This is a genomic window from Paraburkholderia saeva, from assembly GCF_907164555.1.
GTDB classification, from domain to species: Bacteria; Pseudomonadota; Gammaproteobacteria; order Burkholderiales; family Burkholderiaceae; genus Paraburkholderia; species Paraburkholderia saeva.
The window spans coordinates 624,076-640,286 of the sequence record NZ_CAJQZC010000003.1 but is presented as its reverse complement, the minus strand read 5'-3'; the positions used below and the strand labels follow the sequence as shown (position 1 = coordinate 640,286).

The window sequence follows — 16,211 nt, the reverse complement described above, 5'->3', positions numbered from 1 at the left end:
CACATAGTGGAGCCTTCCATGCGCCTTCAGGCTGCAACGCGAGTGGTAGGGCCCACGCATTACTGGCAAAGCGAGAACGCCTCGCGCGCCGCGATATCGCCATTGCCGTAAATGCCCGCGACGGTGCAATCGTCCGCGACGCATTCGAACGTCGAATCGCCGAACGTCAACACGAAGTGCCGCAAGCCACCTTCGAGCGAAAACGCCGGGCCCCACGAGTCGGCCACGAGCGATGAACACCTGACCTCATGTGCGCTATAACCGCGCAGACCTTTTGACGCGAGAAAGTGGGCGGGCAGATCGGCATCGCGTGGCGGGCCGAACTGGTGAAACGCGGCCGACATGAATGCGACGACGCAGAATGGATCGTCGTCGCTAAACGGACCGAAGCGCTCGAAGTCCGCTTCTGCGATGCGATAGACAATCGCGACGAGCCGCTCATTGGCCAGCACGAACGGCGCGCTGTTATCGCGATCGGGATGGGGAATGTCGTCCATCAGGACGACCTGATCCTGCTCGCTGGTTTGCGGTGCGTGGCTCATCGGTTGTTTCGGTGCTCCGTGACGGGTTCATGCAGTCCATCGCCAGGGCGCAGACAAAGCCACCGGAAAACGCTGCGCCGTAGAGTGTAAAGGAATCCGGCTGCGTCGCATCTGCATGCAATTTCGCATGCACTATGGCGAACCTGTGTTGAATGGGTTGCGCGTGCCGGTCACCAGCGCCAGCGCACACCTGCATCCCCCGCGACAATGCTGCGATGTTCGCCGTTCACGTTCGTCGTATAGCCCGCGTTCGCAAAGACGCTGCCGCGCGCACTGACTTTCGCGACGATGCCGAGCTGAAACTGCGCGGACGTCGCCGATACGCTCACCGGAATCACCGTGTTGCCCGCGAACGTCACGCTATCCGTGCCGCCGAAGGTGTGCCACAGGTTCACACGCAGATACGGTTGCCAGGCCGTACCCGCGGCGTCGAAGCGGCCGGCGAGCCGCACGCCAAGCCTGCCCGTGAGACCGCTTGCGGCATGAAACGACACGGTCGAAATGCCGTCGTCGAGATCGCTGATCGACGTGTGCTGCCAGATCAGTTGCGCTTGCGGCTCGATGGCGACGACCGACGACAGCGCAACAGGCAAGCCGCCTTCGATCGAAGCACTGACCGTATGCCCGTGCGTCGTCGCGCCGATGCCCTCGTTCGACGACGGATCGAGGGTGAGCGTGCTGCCGGCCAGGACAGCATCCGTGTACCAGCCACCAGGACCGATGTGCGTCCAGTAGCCGCCGATGCTGTAAGCGTTGATCGCGAGGTGTCCGGCGGCGAAATCCGGAAACCCGAGCGCGAGGCCGCTTACGTCGCCGTCGGCACGCGCGGCGCCCACGAAGAACCCATAGTGATTGCGATGACCGTTCGCGGTGAGATCCGCGTACACGTCGTGCCCGACCTGCACACCGCCAATCCCGCCACTGAACTCCGGATCGACTCCGCCGCCGTTCTGCTGCGTCGCGTGTTCGCCCCATACGCGCGCCCACGCGGCCGGCAGCGCGCCCGTCTCGCCTAGCAAGGACTGCTCACCCTGCCGGTCGTGGAACGTGCCGATCTGCGCGAGGCCGAGTTCGCGCGTCAACGCCGGCATCCCGGCGTAGACAGGCACTTCCATCCGGTAAAGCGGCACAGCCGTGGAGCCCGTCGGCGGGGGCGCCGGCAACGAGGGCGTGCCCTCGCTGGCCTGAGGCGTTGGAGTTGGAGTTGGAGTTGGAGTTGGAGTTGGAGTTGGAGTTGGGGTTGGGGTTGGGGTTGGGGTCGTAGTTGAAGTCGTAGCCGGCGCAACAGGCGCAGGCGGGAGACTCGAACGCAGATACCAGTTATCCGCGGTTCCGGCGCTCACGCCGCCCTTGAACAGGTAATACACGTAGGCGCCGGCGACGAGCGGCTTCGGCAACGTGAACGCACCTGCGGTTGTCGTCGCGCCATTCGTTGCCTGTACAAGCAGAATGCCGTCCATGACGGTCAATCCGCCCAGCCCGCCGAGATTCGTCACGCCGAGCGTCGTGTTGCCCGAGCCCGTGCCCTGCACGATCACGAGCCGGTCGGCAGGCGAGTTGTCCGCGCCCAGCACCGTCTGCAATAACAGCCGGCCGTTGTTGCCGGTGTAGTTGCCGTTCACCACCAGTGCATCGGTCGTACTCGTGCCGCCGTTCGTGAGATCGATCGTGCCCGCGTTGTTGACGTTGACAAGGTGTCCCGCGACCGCCGGCATGATCGAAGGATCCCCCAGACCGCCGGCGTACAGCGTGCTGGTCGCATCGAGGTTGAGTGTACCTGTCTGCGTGCCGCTGTCGCCGAGTGTCAGCCCGTTACTGTCGAGCGTGAGCTGGCTGCCGTTCGTCACGTTGACCGTCTCCCAGTTGATGAACCGGCTGAGGCCGCTCGCCTGCGTGTGATCGAACGTCACGACATCGTTGCCGGGGCCGCCATCGAACGACGGCACGCCCGCGAGGTTGGTATCGGTCAGCGACGTCAGCGTCGCGGCGTCGTTGCCGGCATCCATGCGTATAAAGCCCTGGATCGTGCCCGCGCTCCAGTTGAGCGTGTCGTTACCGACATCCAGGAAGATGGCCCGACCGCCGCCACCCACAAGGTTGCCGGTATTGTTGACCACGAGGTTGATTGGCCCGTTCGACGCGATCGCCTCGGTCGTTGCAGACGTCAGCGTGCCGCTGTTGTTGACCGTCGCATCGACACCTGCGAACGACAGCGTGACGTTTCGCGCCGAGATCGTGCCGGCGTTGGTAAACGTACCGCCGCCGTTTCCATCGACACCGTTGGCCTGTTCGCTCACGATGCTCGCGCCCGCGACGTTATTGAACGTCACCTTGCCCACGACGAACACGCCGAGCGCGCCCGGCCCGCGCGCGATGATGGATCCGCTGTTCGTGATCGCGCCAGGCGTCGGATCCTCCGAGTTGATGCCGTGCGCGTTCGCGCCGGTCGTCGTGATCGTGCCGTTGTTCGTGATCACGTTGTTGCCCGGCGCGGTACCTGCGCGCGCCAGCATGCCGAACGCGTTGTCGCCAGCGGTCGCGATCGAGCCGTTGTTGACGAGCATGTCGTTGATCGAGAATGTCGCCATGCCGGCGGATCCCGCGCCGGTGGTGGCGAGCGAGCCATCATTCGTTAGCGTACTGCCGCCCGCATTCGCGACATCGGCCATTGCGTGGGCACTCGGGCCGCCCGTCTGGATGACACCGGCGGTGTCGTTGAGCAAGGTGGACGCTGCTGCGCTCGTGAACAGTCCGGAACCGCTGTTTCCACCGACGACGATCAGCCCGCGATTGATCAGGGTGTTCTGGCCGACGCCGCTACCCTGAGCCGCTATGCCGTTGAACGTGTCGCCGGTTACACGCAGGGTGCCGAGATTCGTCACGCTGCTCTGGTCGGATACCGCAATGGCGGTTGCACCTGCCACATCGAGTTCGGCGTTGGGCAACACGTTCACCGTGACGTCCGTGCTGCCGGGCACGGCAGTAACCGGTGTGTTCGCAGGATTCGGCGTGCCTGTGCCGCAGGTGACTGTCTGCCCGCTGACGGGCGATGTGACGTTGCATGCGGCCAGCGCGTAATGGAACGGGACCAGCGCGGATGTCCCGAATGCAATGGTGACGGCGTTGACGAGCCTGGCGGGTACAAAGATCGGACGTGCACGACACATGCGCCCCTCCCTTATACGGCATGGAAACCCGTTCGCTGTTCCGGATCGCGACAACCAGCGATACATATGCGCCGGTCGCGACGTTGCTGCCATGTCACTGGATAGTTCTGGCCGGCGACTCGTACCGGCGTATTGGCCAATAATAGACATAGGAATGCCGAAAGGCGAACCGCCGTAGCGGGTGGCAGCGGTGCGCCTCATGTTGCCGATAAAACCGTCCAGCCGTTCGATTCCCGTACCCGTTCCTTTCCGAATAAAAAAGGCCCCTGCACCGTTACCGGTGGAGGGGCGAGTCCCATGTCAAAGGAGGTGTCATAGAGGAGACGGATTGATCGTACCTTCGCGCGGAACGCCCGCCAACGAACGGTTTCGTATATCCATATCGCCACGCGATACGGTGCGAAATGCGACGTGGTGCAGCGCGACGCAGGGTGCCTCGCGTATATCGTTAGCATAAAAAACACGTTCGCAGTAACGCCCAGGATCACTAACATGGCGGATCAGTCGGGCTTGTCCGGCCTGCACGCGCAGCCCGCCGTGCAGCGCATGCAGCCGCAACGCAAGGAGCACCGCATTGACCCGCTTCAATCACACCCGGGGGCCTCTCATCGTCGGTATCGGGGGCACGACGCGCGCTGGATCGTCGACCGAACGTGCCCTGCGCATCGCGCTTTCTGGCGCTGAAAGCGCCGGTGCGCGTACGCATCTGTTCGGCGGGGCGTTTCTGCACAGCCTGCCGCACTACGCGCCGGAAAGCGCCACGCTAACCCGCGAGCAGCGCGAACTGATCGAGGCCGTGCGCGAGGCCGATGCCGTCATCATCGCGACGCCGGGCTATCACGGCGGCGTCTCCGGGCTCGTCAAGAACGCCCTCGATACGCTAGAAGCGCTGCGCACTGACGAACGTCCTTACCTGGATGGCCGCGCGGTCGGGTGCATCGTCACCGCCTACGGCTGGCAGGCGACCGGGTCGGTGCTGGGTTCGCTGCGCTCGATCATCCACGCATTGCGCGGCTGGCCGACGCCCCTTGGCGCCGGCATCAATACGCTCGAAACCCGCTTCGAGACGGAAGACACCTGCTCCGATCCGAAGGCCGCTGAACAGCTCGCGACCGTGGGCACTCAGGCGGCAACGTTCGCACTGGCGTTCGGCGCACGACGACCCTCGGCACCCGCACCGCTCGACGAGCAGGAAAACGCTGCGGCAAGGCCCCTGCGCGCCGCTAACGTGCTGTCGCTTGCCAACTGACCCGAACCGGCCCGCGCGGGGTTTACGACGCCGCGCCGGGCGTCTTCCCGGGCCGCCGGCCCTCGCTGGCACAGCGTGTGCTATCACACATAAGGCGGGCCGCTCGCCGGGCTATGCGTATGCCACGCAACATACGGAGGGCGCATGCGCGCAGCATAGTGTGATCACGCGCATACGACACCGCCACATCCCGATCACCGATGACCGTTCGAGGCCACCCCTGATTTGCTTGCGACGAAAGATTGGTTCACTCGCTACGCGGCACGGCCTACGCTTGTCCCTGCCCGCCCAATGATCGATCGTCGCACTTCGCGTGAGCTGAAGACGCAAGCGGGCACGATCACCGGCAAGACCATGAACCGACTCATTCACTACAAAGGCTACGAGGTTGCGACGGCAGCACAGCGCCTCCCCAACGGCCTCTTCGCCGCCAACCTGACCATCGAGAAAGCCACGGCGACACCCAGTCATGCCTGGTCGTTCGATGCCCTCGACTACTTTTTCGACGAGGAACACGCACTCGCCTACGCGTTCCGGTGGGGACGCCTGTGGATCGACTCGCACCGGTAAAAGTCAGCGAGGGGCATGCGGGCCAGCGGCCACGGGTCGCTTCGACCCGCGTTTTCGGGCGTTGTGACAGAATAAGCGCCATGTCCGTCTGCCCGCCTCGCCGCCATGTCCGACACCCTGACAGATGCTGCCGAAGATCACGCCCTGCGCCACTGGACCTTCCTTGACCCGACACATGTCAGGATCGGCTCCGAGGCACACAAGCAGATGTTCTGCCGCATGCTGCTGGAGACACACAATCCCTACCGGCCAGCGGTCCTCGACTGGCCGCCCCTTCCGCCCGACGCGCTTCACCGGCTCGTTTCGCTTCCCATCTGGGATATCGCCGTTCAAACCGAAGGGCGCGCCTCGATCCGCGTCGCCACCTATGCTGCGCAACTGAGCGATCCGCTGCTGCGCGAAGCGATCGAAATGGACGCCGCCGAGGAAGCGCGCCACAAGGTCGTGCTGTCGAAGCTGGTTGCGGCCTACGGCATCGAACTCGCGCCCGAACCCGACTATCCCGCGCCGCGCGATGCCGAATGGGCATGGATGTTCACCGGCTACAGCGAGTGCATCGACAGCTTCTTCGCGTTTGGCCTCTTTCGTTCGGCGCAGCTGTCGGGCTATTTCCCCGAGTCACTCGTCGAAACGTTCGAGCCGGTCATCCAGGAAGAAGCGCGGCATATCCTCTTCTTCATGAACTGGGTGGCGTGGCACCGCCGCACGATGCCATGGTGGCGCAGGCCATGGCATTCGGTGCGCGTCGGGGCGATCTGGTTCAAGCTCGTGTGGGATCGCGTGGCGATCGCGAAAGGCATCGACGCGAACGGCGTGGCGCACGATTCGAATTTTCTGGCGTCTAACGGTCGCACGCTCGGCAAAAAGCTGACCACGCGCGAACTTGTCGAGTTGTGCCTTGCCGAAAACGAACGGCGCATGGCCGGCTACGACGCCCGGCTGGTGCGGCCCACGCTCGTACCGTGCCTCGCGCGCCTCGCGTTGCGCTTCCTGAAGTAACGACACAGGGCGGCCGCCACCCGGCACGGCGAGCGGCGAGCGCCGCCACATCTCTGGAGACAGCATGACATGGACGGTCGATGAACAACTCGCGCTGACGGCTACTGAGGCCGTCGCCGCCATCCAGCAGGGACGCATCGCCGCCACCGACTACATCGCGACGCTGCTGGCCCGCGCGGCCGCCCTGTCGACGCTGAACGCGCTGACGGCACTCAACATGGATGGCGCGCTCGACGCCGCAAGACGTATCGATGCGCTGTCCACCGCCGAAAGAACCCGCCTGCCGCTTGCCGGCCTGCCGGTCGTCATCAAGGACAACATCAACACGGTGGGGTTGCAGACATCGGCGGCCACACCTGCGCTCGAGAATTTCGTGCCGTCCACCAACGCGCCTTCCGTACAGCGGCTCATCGACGCTGGCGCCATTGTGCTTGGCAAGGCCAACATGCACGAACTGGCGTTCGGCATCACCAGCACGAATCTGGCGTCGCACGCGGGACCCGTGCGCAATCCGTACGATCCATCGCTGATTCCTGGCGGCTCATCGGGCGGCACCGCAGTCGCCGTCGCCGCACGGATCGCGCCCGCCGGCCTCGGCACCGACACCGGCGGCTCAACGCGTATTCCGGCTGCGCTTACCGGCACGGCGGGCTTTCGTCCTTCGGTGGGTAACGGCGGCGCCGCGCGCCGCTATCACGACACACTCGCGGTCGTGCCGATCAGCCGCACGCGCGACACGGTTGGTCCGATGGCACGCACCGTCGCTGATATCGCGTTGCTCGACGGCGTCATCACGGGCGACTCCACGTTGCCCGCCGTCTCGCTCGCGGGCCTGCGCATCGGCCTGCCCGCGCCGCTCTGGGCAGGCCTGGAACGCGCGCTAGAAAGCGTCGCGCGTGGCGCCGTGAAGCGTCTCGCGGCCGCGGGCGTGGTCTTCGTTGAAGTCGCGATGCCCGATCTGCTCGAACTGAACGACAGGATCAGTTCGCCCGTCGCGCTGCACGAACCCGTCGACGACGTCCCGGCGTGGCTCGTCACCAACCACGCGCCCGTCAGGACCGTGGTGGATATCGCCGCGCGCATTGCATGCCCGGACGTGCGCAGCGCGTACGACGCGATCATCGCCGACGTGTTCGCCGGTCAATACGACGCGGCGATGAACACGTGGCGCCCGCAGCTTCAGCAGTTGTACGACACAACGTTCAGCACACAGCAGATCGATGCCCTGCTCTTTCCCACCACGATTCTCGCAGCCGTGCCCATCGACGACATCAACGGCTCCTCGACGGTGACGATCGACGGCGGCGAAGCGCTCGATGAAATGGCCGCGTTCCTGCGCAATACCGATCCGGCCAGCAACGCAGGCATCCCGGGCCTGTCCCTGCCCGCGGGCATGACAGGCGACGGTCGTCCCGTCGGCCTCGAACTGGATGGCCCGACCGGCAGCGACCGGCGGCTGCTTGCCATCGGCATCGCGCTCGAACAGCTGCTGGGACCCCTCGCGGCACCTACGTTATAGCCGCACGGCGTGAACCCGGGCGTTCACATGTGGACGCTATAATCGCTGCGTTCCGGCTACAGCGGTCCCGCCCCGCGTGAATAGCGCGATGCGGGCCGGAGTGCCGCCTGTCGCCATGTCTACCGAAACCATGCAATTTCGCCCGATTCCGACGTTCACCCGCAAGCGCCTCTCCGACGTCGTGTCGGACCAGATCAAGGCGCTGATCTCGGAAGGCGCGCTGCGCCCGGGCGACCGTCTGCCTGCCGAACGCGATCTCGCGGCGCAACTCGGCGTATCGCGCCCTTCACTGCGCGAAGCGCTGATCCGGCTCGAAGCCGACGGTTACATCGAAATGACCGGACGCGGCGGCTTTGTGGTGGTCGACATAACGGCCGCGGTGATTTCAAAGCCGCTCGCTGAACTGCTGCTGCAGAACGCGCGCACGCGCTCCGACATCCTTGAGCTCAGGCAGGGCCTCGAATCGATCGCAACCGTCTATGCGACCGAACGCGCGACACCCGAAGATCTCGCCGCAATCAGTACCGCCTTCGAAGCGCTAAAAGCCTGCGCGCTGTCATCCGACCGGACGCATCTCGCCGATCTCGACGCCGCGTTTCATCTTGCAATCGCCGACTCGACGCACAACGTCGCACTCGCACACGTGATGCACGGCATCCACACGCTGATCCGCGAATCGATGCGTCAATCGCACCGGCTCATCGACTACGACGATGCGATGGAACAGCAGCTCCTCGACCAGCATCAGGCCATCTACGACGCGATCATTGCACGCGAACCGCAGAAGGCGCGCAGCGCCGCCGAGCAGCATCTGACATACGTACGGGCACTTTACGAACGGCATGCTGCGCAGCCGCGCCCCACAACTGAAGGGAATTGACGTCCGATGCGCCTCGCGCTCTACACTTTCTTCAGCGTGGTGCTGGCCGCGACCGGCAGCGGCTGCGCGACACTCGCCGCGGCTGACCCGAATGCGCTGTGGCATATCGTAGACGGCCAGTGCGTGATGTCGATGCAGTCGTCGGGCACACCCGGCTTCTGTACCCGCGTCGATCTGAAGGCGCATTACGCGATTCTCAAGGACATCAACGGCGCGTCGCAGTATCTGCTGATTCCCACTGAGCGCGTGATGGGAATCGAAAGTCCGCAGATTCTTGCCGACGACGCGCCGCCATACTGGTCCGAAGCGTGGGGCGCCCGCACCTACGTTCAAAAAGCCGTCAGGCAGGATCTGGGCGACGAACAACTCGGGCTGGAAATCAACTCTCCGTATCGCCGTTCGCAGTCGCAGCTGCACATCCATATCGACTGCATGCGCAACGACGTAATCGAAAAGCTCGCGCGGCATCGCGGCAACACGCCCGGCAAATGGCACTGGGACACGATCGACGGAAACCGCTACCGCGTCATGCGTGTCACTTCGATTGAGGGAGCCGACGATCCGTTCAGGGTTGTTGCGCGCGAACTGCCGAAAGGCACGACGATGGCATCGCAGACCATCCTTGTGACCGGTGCAGGCGCTTCCGCCGCAAGCGACGGCTGGTTGATCGTCAACAGCAGCCTCGATCTCGACGACGGTAGCGGTTCAGCGGAGCCGCTGATGGATCACGCGTGCAAGGTCGCACGAAAAAGCTGACCGCTCATACGCACCTCGTTCCGCTGCAACGCCCTTTTCCGTTTTTCAGCACATGCTTTCCGCGAGAAATTGGTTCTGCGGCGAGACGTGCGCCATTACGATCGGCTTTAACGGACGTGCCGCCTGACCGCGTCGCGCCGTATCGACAGCCTTTCATAACGACGCGAGTGAGCCTGTGGCGACCTATCTCGACGACACCCAGCGCCGCAACCTTGCGCGCCTCGCCACCACGCTGACGTGGCGCACCGAATGGCCCACGTGGGTATTGATCGCGACGATCTACGCATCCTGGTTTGGCGTCGCGACACACGTGCGCGCGCTCGGCGTGCCTGTTGCAGCACTTCTGCTCGCGTTTCTCGGCGCGTGGTACATGTCGCTTCAGCACGAACTGATGCACGGTCATCCGACGCGCTCACGCTTCTTCAATGGGCTGCTCGGTTTTGCACCGCTGGCGGTCTGGTTTCCGTATGGCATCTATCGCGACCTGCATCTTCAGCATCATGTCGATCCGCATCTGACGCATCCGTCGTTCGACCCGGAGAGCTATTTCGTTACGCATCAAACGTGGCAACGGACCGGGGCATTGATGCGCGCGCTGCTCACGGTACGCAACACGTTTATCGGACGCCTTCTGCTGGGACCCGCGTTTTCAATCGCGGCAACGGTTGTGGAAGCGTTTCGCAGGATGGCCGGTGGCGATTTGCGCGACGTTCCCGCCTGGCTCGTGCATTTCATCGCGCTCGCTGCGCTGACGTACTGGCTGGACGTGTCATGCGGGCTGCCAGCGTGGGTTTTTATTGGTGGCGTCGGCTATGCGTCGCTGTCTATCGGCTCGGTGCGTTCGTTTCATGAACATCGCACTTCCGGGACTGGTGAGCATCGGTCGGTGATCAATGAGGCTGCATTCTTCTGGCGGCTTCTTTATCTGAACAACAACTATCACGCGGTGCATCACGATCTGCCGCACGTGCCGTGGTTTGCGCTGCGATCGGTGTATCTCGCGCGGCGTGCGGACTATCACGAACGCAACGGCGGGTTCGTCGTGCAAGGTTACCGGGAATGGCTGGGACGTCATGCGATACAGCCCGTCGCGCATGTGGTGCATCCGTTCGCCGACGGCGTTCCGGCTCACCGCTCACGCGCGAACCCATCCGGCGTGGGTCCATTGCGCGCCGTGAGTAATGACAAAAGCGCGCGGCTCGCCGGTTGATATGCCAGAATCGGCGGCATGAACTGGATCGCCTCGCTGCCTATGTACAACGTGACGCCCGCGCTCGCCGCGGACTGGCGCGCGTTTCTCGCCGATGTACTCCACGAAGCGGCGCCGCTAACGCGTATCGTCGAAACCCACGAGCCGCTGCCCGCGTTCTGGCGCCGTACGGATCTCCTGATATCGCAGACCTGCGGCTACCCGTTGATGCAGGGACTGCGCGAATCCGTGCAACTGGTCGCGACACCGGAGTTCGATGCGCCGGGTTGTGCGGGTCCAGACTATTCGAGTGTGATCGTTACGCGTGCCGATGGCCCGGTTCATTCGCTCGAAGCGTCGCGCGGTCTGCGTGTGGCGTTCAACCAGAGCGATTCGAATAGTGGAATGAACGCATTGCGACACGCCGTGGCGCCGCTGTCACGCGATGGCACGTTCTTTGGAGAAATGATCGCTACCGGTTCGCATGTCGGCTCACTAACGGCGCTTGCGGAAGACCGGGCAGATATCGCGGCGATCGATTGCGTGACAATGGCCTTCGTACGCGACGGGTTGCCTCAACTTGCCCAGGCCGTGCGCGAAGTGGCGTGGACGCAGGCGTCGCCGGGACTGCCGCTGATAGCCAGCAAGGGCGTTGACACATCGATCGTCGAAGCACTTCGGGTAGCGCTGACTCACGCGCTGCGTACTGATCCTGCTCGCACCAAACGCCTTCGATTGAAGGGGTTTTCTACGTTGTCGCTCGCGGACTACGCACGCATCGAACAACTGGAGAGCGACGCGCTCGCCTGCGGCTACGCGCGCCTCGCCTGATCGTCGCTAACGGTCAGCTTACTTCCATCACCAGCAGTTGCGCGCCGTCGGCCACCTGATCGCCGACTGCATACAACACTTCCGCGACCTTGCCCGCTGCCGGCGCGCCGATGGTGTGCTCCATTTTCATGGCTTCCATCACGATAAGCGGCGTACCTTTTTCCACCACGGTACCCGGCTCGACCAGCACCGCGATCACCTTGCCCGGCATCGGCGCCGTGAGCCGGCCTTCGCCGTGCTCCGCATCGGCCGCATGGGCAAGGAGGTTCTGCCACTCGAACGCGAACGCAAAACCCCGGCAAAACACGTGAAAAACATCGCCATCGATAAACACGCGGCCCGTCACGCGTGAGTCGCCAATCGTCGCGCCGAACTCGTGAGCGTTTGCACCACTCCACCACGTGAACGGGTCGTGCTGGCCCGCGTGATCGAGTGTCTGCGAATCACCGTGACGTGCGAACGTGGCGGAGAACGCCGTTTCGCTCTCCACGTCGCGCCACGAAAGCGTCTGCGTATAGCCGCCATTCAGGCGCCAGTGCGAAAGCGCATCCCAGGGCGATGCGCCGTGGGCGGTGCCGCCTTCGCGCGTCAGCAATGCGCCGCACGCCAGCGCGAGCGCTTCCGTGAACGGCTTTTGCAGCGGCGCAAAGAGCGCGTCGTGATGTCGCTCGATCAAACCGGTATCGAGATCCGCCGATGAAAACGGCTCGCTCGTCACGATCCGCTGCAGGAATTCGACGTTCGTATGCGGCCCGACCACCTCGCACTCATGCAACGCACGGTTCATCCGGAACAGCGCTTCGGCGCGTGTCGCGCCATGCACGATCAGCTTCGCGATCATCGGATCGTAGAACGGCGTGATCGTGTCGCCTTCCCGCACGCCACTGTCGATACGCACGGGCGCGCGGTTGCCCGCGTCGCCGAGCGTGAACTCGACACCTTCCGGCATCCGCAGATGCTTTAGCGTGCCAGTCGAAGGCAAAAATCCGCGCGCGGGATTTTCCGCGTAGATGCGCGCCTCGATCGCATGACCGTCGACGCGCAATTCGTCCTGCGTCAGCGGCAACGGTTCACCTGCCGCGACCCGCAGTTGCCACTCGACGAGATCGAGGCCCGTCACCATCTCCGTCACCGGATGTTCGACCTGCAGGCGCGTGTTCATTTCCATGAAATAGAACGCGTCGCCGGTCATGATGAATTCGACGGTGCCCGCGCCGACATAATTCACCGCGCGCGCCGCGGCGACCGCCGCTTCGCCCATCGCAATACGCAGCGATGTGTCGAGACCCGGCGCGGGCGCTTCCTCAAGCACCTTCTGGTGGCGGCGCTGCACCGAGCAGTCGCGGTCGAACAGCCACACGGCGCCGCCCTGTGTGTCCGCAAAGACCTGCACTTCGACGTGCCGCGGCCGCGTCAGGTATTTTTCGATCAAGACCCGGTCGTTGCCGAAGCTGCTTGCCGCTTCACGCTTGCACGACGCGAGCGCAGCCGCGAAATCCTCGCTGCGCTCGACTACGCGCATGCCCTTGCCGCCACCGCCCGCGCTCGCCTTGAGCAGCACCGGGTAGCCGATCGAATCGGCTTCGCGATGCAGCAGCGCCACATCCTGATCGTCGCCGTGATAACCCGGCACGAGCGGCACAGCGGCCGAATGCATCAGCGCCTTGGCCGCCGCCTTCGAACCCATCGCGGCAATTGCGCTGACAGGCGGCCCGATAAACACGATGCCGGCTTTCTCGCACGCATGCGCGAAATCTTCGTTTTCAGACAGGAAGCCGTAGCCAGGATGCACGGCCTGCGCGCCCGTTGCGCGCGCGGCCTCGATGATGCGTTCGATGCGCAGATAACTCTCCGACACCGTCGATCCACCAATATGGACCGCCTCGTCGCAAGCGAAGACGTGCTTTGCATTCGCGTCCGCATCGGAGTACACCGCGACGCTCGCGATGCCGAGCCGCTTGCAGGTAGCGGCCACGCGGCACGCAATCTCGCCCCGGTTTGCAATCAGGATCTTGTTGAACATGAAGTGTCTCGCTCCCGGGCTGTTCTTGATGGATTTCGCGCACGACGCGACGTTCGTTGCATCAGGTGCGCCACGCTGGCGCGCGTTTCTCGAGGAACGACGCGACACCTTCGCGGCCTTCCTCGCTCGCCCGTACGCGCGCGATGCGCGCCGCGGTGTCTTCGATCAGTGCGGCGTCAAGCGGGCGACCCGCCACGTCCTGAACGAGCCGCTTGCATTCGCGTACCGCGTGCGGGCTGTTCGCAATCAGCGTCTCGACGAGCTGCTGCACGGTCGCGTCGAGCTGGTCGGCGCCGACCATTTCGCTCACCAGCCCGAGCCGCGATGCGGTCGCACAATCGAACTGTTCAGCCGTGGTGAAGTAGCGGCGCGAAGCCTGCTCGCCAAGCGCACGGGTGACGTACGGCGCGATCGTCGCGGGAATCAGGCCAAGACGCGCCTCGGACAGGCAGAAGCGCGCCGTATCGACGGCCACCACGATGTCGCAGGCCGCGATCAGGCCCATGCCGCCCGCGTATGCGTCGCCGCTCACGCGCGCGATCACGGGTTGCGGGCACCGATAGATCGCGCTCAGCATGTTCGCGAGACGCATCGCGTCGGCACGGTTCTCGTCGTCCGAGAAGCCGGCCATCTTCTTCATCCAGTTCAGGTCCGCCCCTGCGCAAAACGCCTTGCCGTTCGCGGCCAAAACAACCGCGCGCACGTCCTGCCGCTCGCCCATCGATTCGAACACGGCGGTCAGTTCCGCGATCATCGCTTCGTTGAACGCGTTGCGCACGTCGGGGCGGTTCAGCGTCACGGTTGCCACCTGAGCGGAAACCGCGACGTCCACATGTTCGTATTGCATGCTGCTGGACTCCTTCGCGTGCGTCACATTCTGAACACGCCGAAACGCGTGTCGCCGATCGGCGCGTTCATCGCCGCGGACAGACCCAGACCCAGCACATCGCGCGTTTGCGCCGGATCGATCACGCCGTCATCCCACAGACGCGCGCTCGCGTAATACGGGTGCCCCTGATGCTCGTACTGCTCGCGGATCGGCTGCTTGAACGCTTCTTCCTGTTCCGCGGTCCATGTGCCGCCCTTGCCTTCGATGCCATCGCGTTTGACCGTCGCAAGGACCGAAGCCGCCTGCTCGCCGCCCATCACCGAAATGCGCGCGTTGGGCCACATCCACAGGAAACGCGGTGAGTACGCGCGACCGCACATGCCGTAGTTGCCCGCGCCGAACGAGCCGCCGATGATCACCGTGAACTTCGGCACCTTCGCGGTGGCAACCGCCGTCACCATCTTCGCGCCATTGCGCGCGATGCCTTCGTTTTCGTACTTGCGGCCCACCATGAAACCCGTGATGTTCTGCAGGAACACGAGCGGAATCTTGCGCTGGCAGCACAGCTCGATAAAATGCGCGCCTTTTAGCGCGGATTCGGAAAACAGGATGCCGTTGTTCGCGATGATGCCGACAGGGTGCCCCCAGATATGCGCGAAACCGCAAACGAGCGTGGTGCCGTAACGGGCCTTGAATTCGTCGAACGCAGAATCGTCCACGACACGTGCGATCACTTCGCGGATATCGAACGGCTTGCGCGTATCGACGGGAATCACGCCGTACATGCTCTTGACGTCATAGCGCGGCGGCTTCGGCTCGCGCAGCACGACGGGCGGTTGTTTCGTACGGTTCAGATTGCCGACGATGCTGCGCGCAATCGCGAGCGCGTGCGCATCGTTTTGCGCGAGATGATCGACGACACCGGAAAGACGCGTATGCACGTCACCACCGCCGAGGTCTTCGGCGCTCACCACTTCACCGGTTGCCGCTTTCACGAGGGGCGGCCCGCCGAGAAAAATCGTGCCCTGGTTCTTCACGATGATCGACTCGTCGCTCATCGCGGGCACATAGGCGCCGCCGGCCGTGCACGAGCCCATCACCACCGCGATCTGCGGAATGCCATCTGCGGAAAGATTCGCCTGATTGAAGAAAATGCGGCCGAAGTGATCGCGATCTGGAAACACGTCGTCCTGATTCGGCAGATTTGCCCCCCCGGAATCGACGAGATACACACACGGCAAGCGGTTTTCCGCGGCAATTTCCTGCGCGCGAACGTGTTTCTTGACCGTGACCGGATAGTACGTGCCGCCCTTCACCGTCGCATCGTTGCAGACGATCATGCATTCCTGCCCGGCGATGCGCCCGATGCCGGTGATGACACCCGCACCCGGCGCGTCGTTGTTGTACATGCCGAACGCCGCAAGCTGCGACAGTTCGAGAAACGGCGTACCCGGATCGAGCAGTTGCGCAATGCGCTCGCGCGGCAGCAACTTGCCGCGCGACACATGCTTGTCGCGCGCGGCCGCGCCCCCACCTAGCGAAAGCGCCTCGATCTTTGCCTTCAGATCGGCGACCACGGCCTCCAGCGCCGCCGCGTTGGCGCGGAAATCGTCCGAGCGTGGATTCAGTTTTGTTTCTATGATCGGCATCGCGTGGC

General features: G+C 64.0%; 13 protein-coding genes. 8 read left to right on the top strand and 5 right to left on the bottom strand.

The genetic code is table 11. The annotated features are described in order from the left end of the window. Window positions 1-59: 59 nt before the first annotated feature. A complete protein-coding gene (locus LPA36_RS11010) occupies window positions 60-542 on the bottom strand; it encodes a hypothetical protein (RefSeq protein ID WP_228876326.1) in 483 nt (160 codons plus the stop codon). A gap of 170 nt (window positions 543-712) precedes the next feature. Then, entirely contained in the window at window positions 713-3,709 is a 2,997-nt protein-coding gene (locus tag LPA36_RS11005) for an autotransporter family protein (protein WP_228876322.1), read from the bottom strand. A 574-nt stretch (window positions 3,710-4,283) separates the two neighbouring features. On the opposite strand from LPA36_RS11005, the gene LPA36_RS11000 reads away from it, so the two are divergent. The 8 genes from LPA36_RS11000 (at window position 4,284) to LPA36_RS10965 (ending at window position 11,702) form a co-directional block, all read left to right on the top strand. Beyond that, the gene (locus LPA36_RS11000; protein ID WP_228876320.1) at window positions 4,284-4,958 is read left to right on the top strand and encodes an NADPH-dependent FMN reductase; all 675 of its coding nucleotides are present in this window, start codon (window positions 4,284-4,286) and stop codon (window positions 4,956-4,958) included. A gap of 354 nt (window positions 4,959-5,312) precedes the next feature. Continuing rightward, window positions 5,313-5,528 carry a transcriptional regulator gene (locus LPA36_RS10995; RefSeq protein WP_228876551.1) on the top strand — a complete coding sequence of 72 codons (216 nt, stop codon included), beginning with the start codon at window positions 5,313-5,315 and terminating at the stop codon, window positions 5,526-5,528. A gap of 105 nt (window positions 5,529-5,633) precedes the next feature. Then, entirely contained in the window at window positions 5,634-6,527 is an 894-nt protein-coding gene (locus tag LPA36_RS10990; RefSeq protein WP_228876318.1) for a ferritin-like domain-containing protein, read from the top strand. Between the two features lie 64 nt (window positions 6,528-6,591). Further along, entirely contained in the window at window positions 6,592-8,046 is a 1,455-nt protein-coding gene (iaaH, locus tag LPA36_RS10985) for an indoleacetamide hydrolase (protein WP_228876316.1), read from the top strand. A gap of 130 nt (window positions 8,047-8,176) precedes the next feature. Beyond that, window positions 8,177-8,926 (top strand): FadR/GntR family transcriptional regulator, encoded by a 750-nt coding sequence (locus LPA36_RS10980; protein ID WP_228876549.1) that lies wholly within the window; start codon window positions 8,177-8,179, stop codon window positions 8,924-8,926. A 6-nt stretch (window positions 8,927-8,932) separates the two neighbouring features. Then, on the top strand, window positions 8,933-9,682 hold the full coding sequence (locus tag LPA36_RS10975) for a CDP-diacylglycerol diphosphatase (RefSeq protein ID WP_228876315.1): 750 nt from the start codon (window positions 8,933-8,935) through the stop codon (window positions 9,680-9,682). Between the two features lie 175 nt (window positions 9,683-9,857). After that, window positions 9,858-10,892 (top strand): fatty acid desaturase, encoded by a 1,035-nt coding sequence (locus LPA36_RS10970; protein ID WP_228876313.1) that lies wholly within the window; start codon window positions 9,858-9,860, stop codon window positions 10,890-10,892. Between the two features lie 18 nt (window positions 10,893-10,910). Next, window positions 10,911-11,702 (top strand): phosphate/phosphite/phosphonate ABC transporter substrate-binding protein, encoded by a 792-nt coding sequence (locus LPA36_RS10965; RefSeq protein WP_228876311.1) that lies wholly within the window; start codon window positions 10,911-10,913, stop codon window positions 11,700-11,702. Window positions 11,703-11,715: 13 nt separating this feature from the next. Here LPA36_RS10965 and LPA36_RS10960 read toward each other — a convergent pair whose 3' ends face one another. The 3 genes from LPA36_RS10960 to LPA36_RS10950 all read right to left on the bottom strand — a co-directional run bounded on the left by LPA36_RS10960 (window position 11,716) and on the right by LPA36_RS10950 (window position 16,203). Continuing rightward, window positions 11,716-13,725 carry an acetyl/propionyl/methylcrotonyl-CoA carboxylase subunit alpha gene (locus LPA36_RS10960; protein ID WP_228876309.1) on the bottom strand — a complete coding sequence of 670 codons (2,010 nt, stop codon included), beginning with the start codon at window positions 13,723-13,725 and terminating at the stop codon, window positions 11,716-11,718. 61 nt (window positions 13,726-13,786) lie between these two features. Beyond that, window positions 13,787-14,572: an enoyl-CoA hydratase/isomerase family protein gene (locus tag LPA36_RS10955; RefSeq protein WP_228876307.1), complete on the bottom strand. Its 786-nt coding sequence runs from the start codon at window positions 14,570-14,572 to the stop codon at window positions 13,787-13,789. Between the two features lie 23 nt (window positions 14,573-14,595). Then, complete coding sequence (locus tag LPA36_RS10950; RefSeq protein WP_228876303.1) at window positions 14,596-16,203, bottom strand: carboxyl transferase domain-containing protein; 1,608 nt, start codon at window positions 16,201-16,203, stop codon at window positions 14,596-14,598. Between the last annotated feature and the right edge of the window lie 8 nt (window positions 16,204-16,211).

Bases quoted from the DNA above. Each gene is read 5' to 3' on its own strand.
- LPA36_RS11010 (WP_228876326.1), bottom strand. From the start codon at position 542: ATGAGCCACGCACCGCAAACCAGCGAGCAGGATCAGGTCGTCCTGATG.
- LPA36_RS11005 (WP_228876322.1), bottom strand. From the start codon at position 3,709: ATGTGTCGTGCACGTCCGATCTTTGTACCCGCCAGGCTCGTCAACGCC.
- LPA36_RS10995 (WP_228876551.1), top strand. From the start codon at position 5,313: ATGAACCGACTCATTCACTACAAAGGCTACGAGGTTGCGACGGCAGCA.
- LPA36_RS10990 (WP_228876318.1), top strand. From the start codon at position 5,634: ATGTCCGACACCCTGACAGATGCTGCCGAAGATCACGCCCTGCGCCAC.
- iaaH (WP_228876316.1), top strand. From the start codon at position 6,592: ATGACATGGACGGTCGATGAACAACTCGCGCTGACGGCTACTGAGGCC.
- LPA36_RS10980 (WP_228876549.1), top strand. From the start codon at position 8,177: ATGCAATTTCGCCCGATTCCGACGTTCACCCGCAAGCGCCTCTCCGAC.
- LPA36_RS10975 (WP_228876315.1), top strand. From the start codon at position 8,933: ATGCGCCTCGCGCTCTACACTTTCTTCAGCGTGGTGCTGGCCGCGACC.
- LPA36_RS10965 (WP_228876311.1), top strand. From the start codon at position 10,911: ATGAACTGGATCGCCTCGCTGCCTATGTACAACGTGACGCCCGCGCTC.
- LPA36_RS10960 (WP_228876309.1), bottom strand. From the start codon at position 13,725: ATGTTCAACAAGATCCTGATTGCAAACCGGGGCGAGATTGCGTGCCGC.
- LPA36_RS10955 (WP_228876307.1), bottom strand. From the start codon at position 14,572: ATGCAATACGAACATGTGGACGTCGCGGTTTCCGCTCAGGTGGCAACC.
- LPA36_RS10950 (WP_228876303.1), bottom strand. From the start codon at position 16,203: ATGCCGATCATAGAAACAAAACTGAATCCACGCTCGGACGATTTCCGC.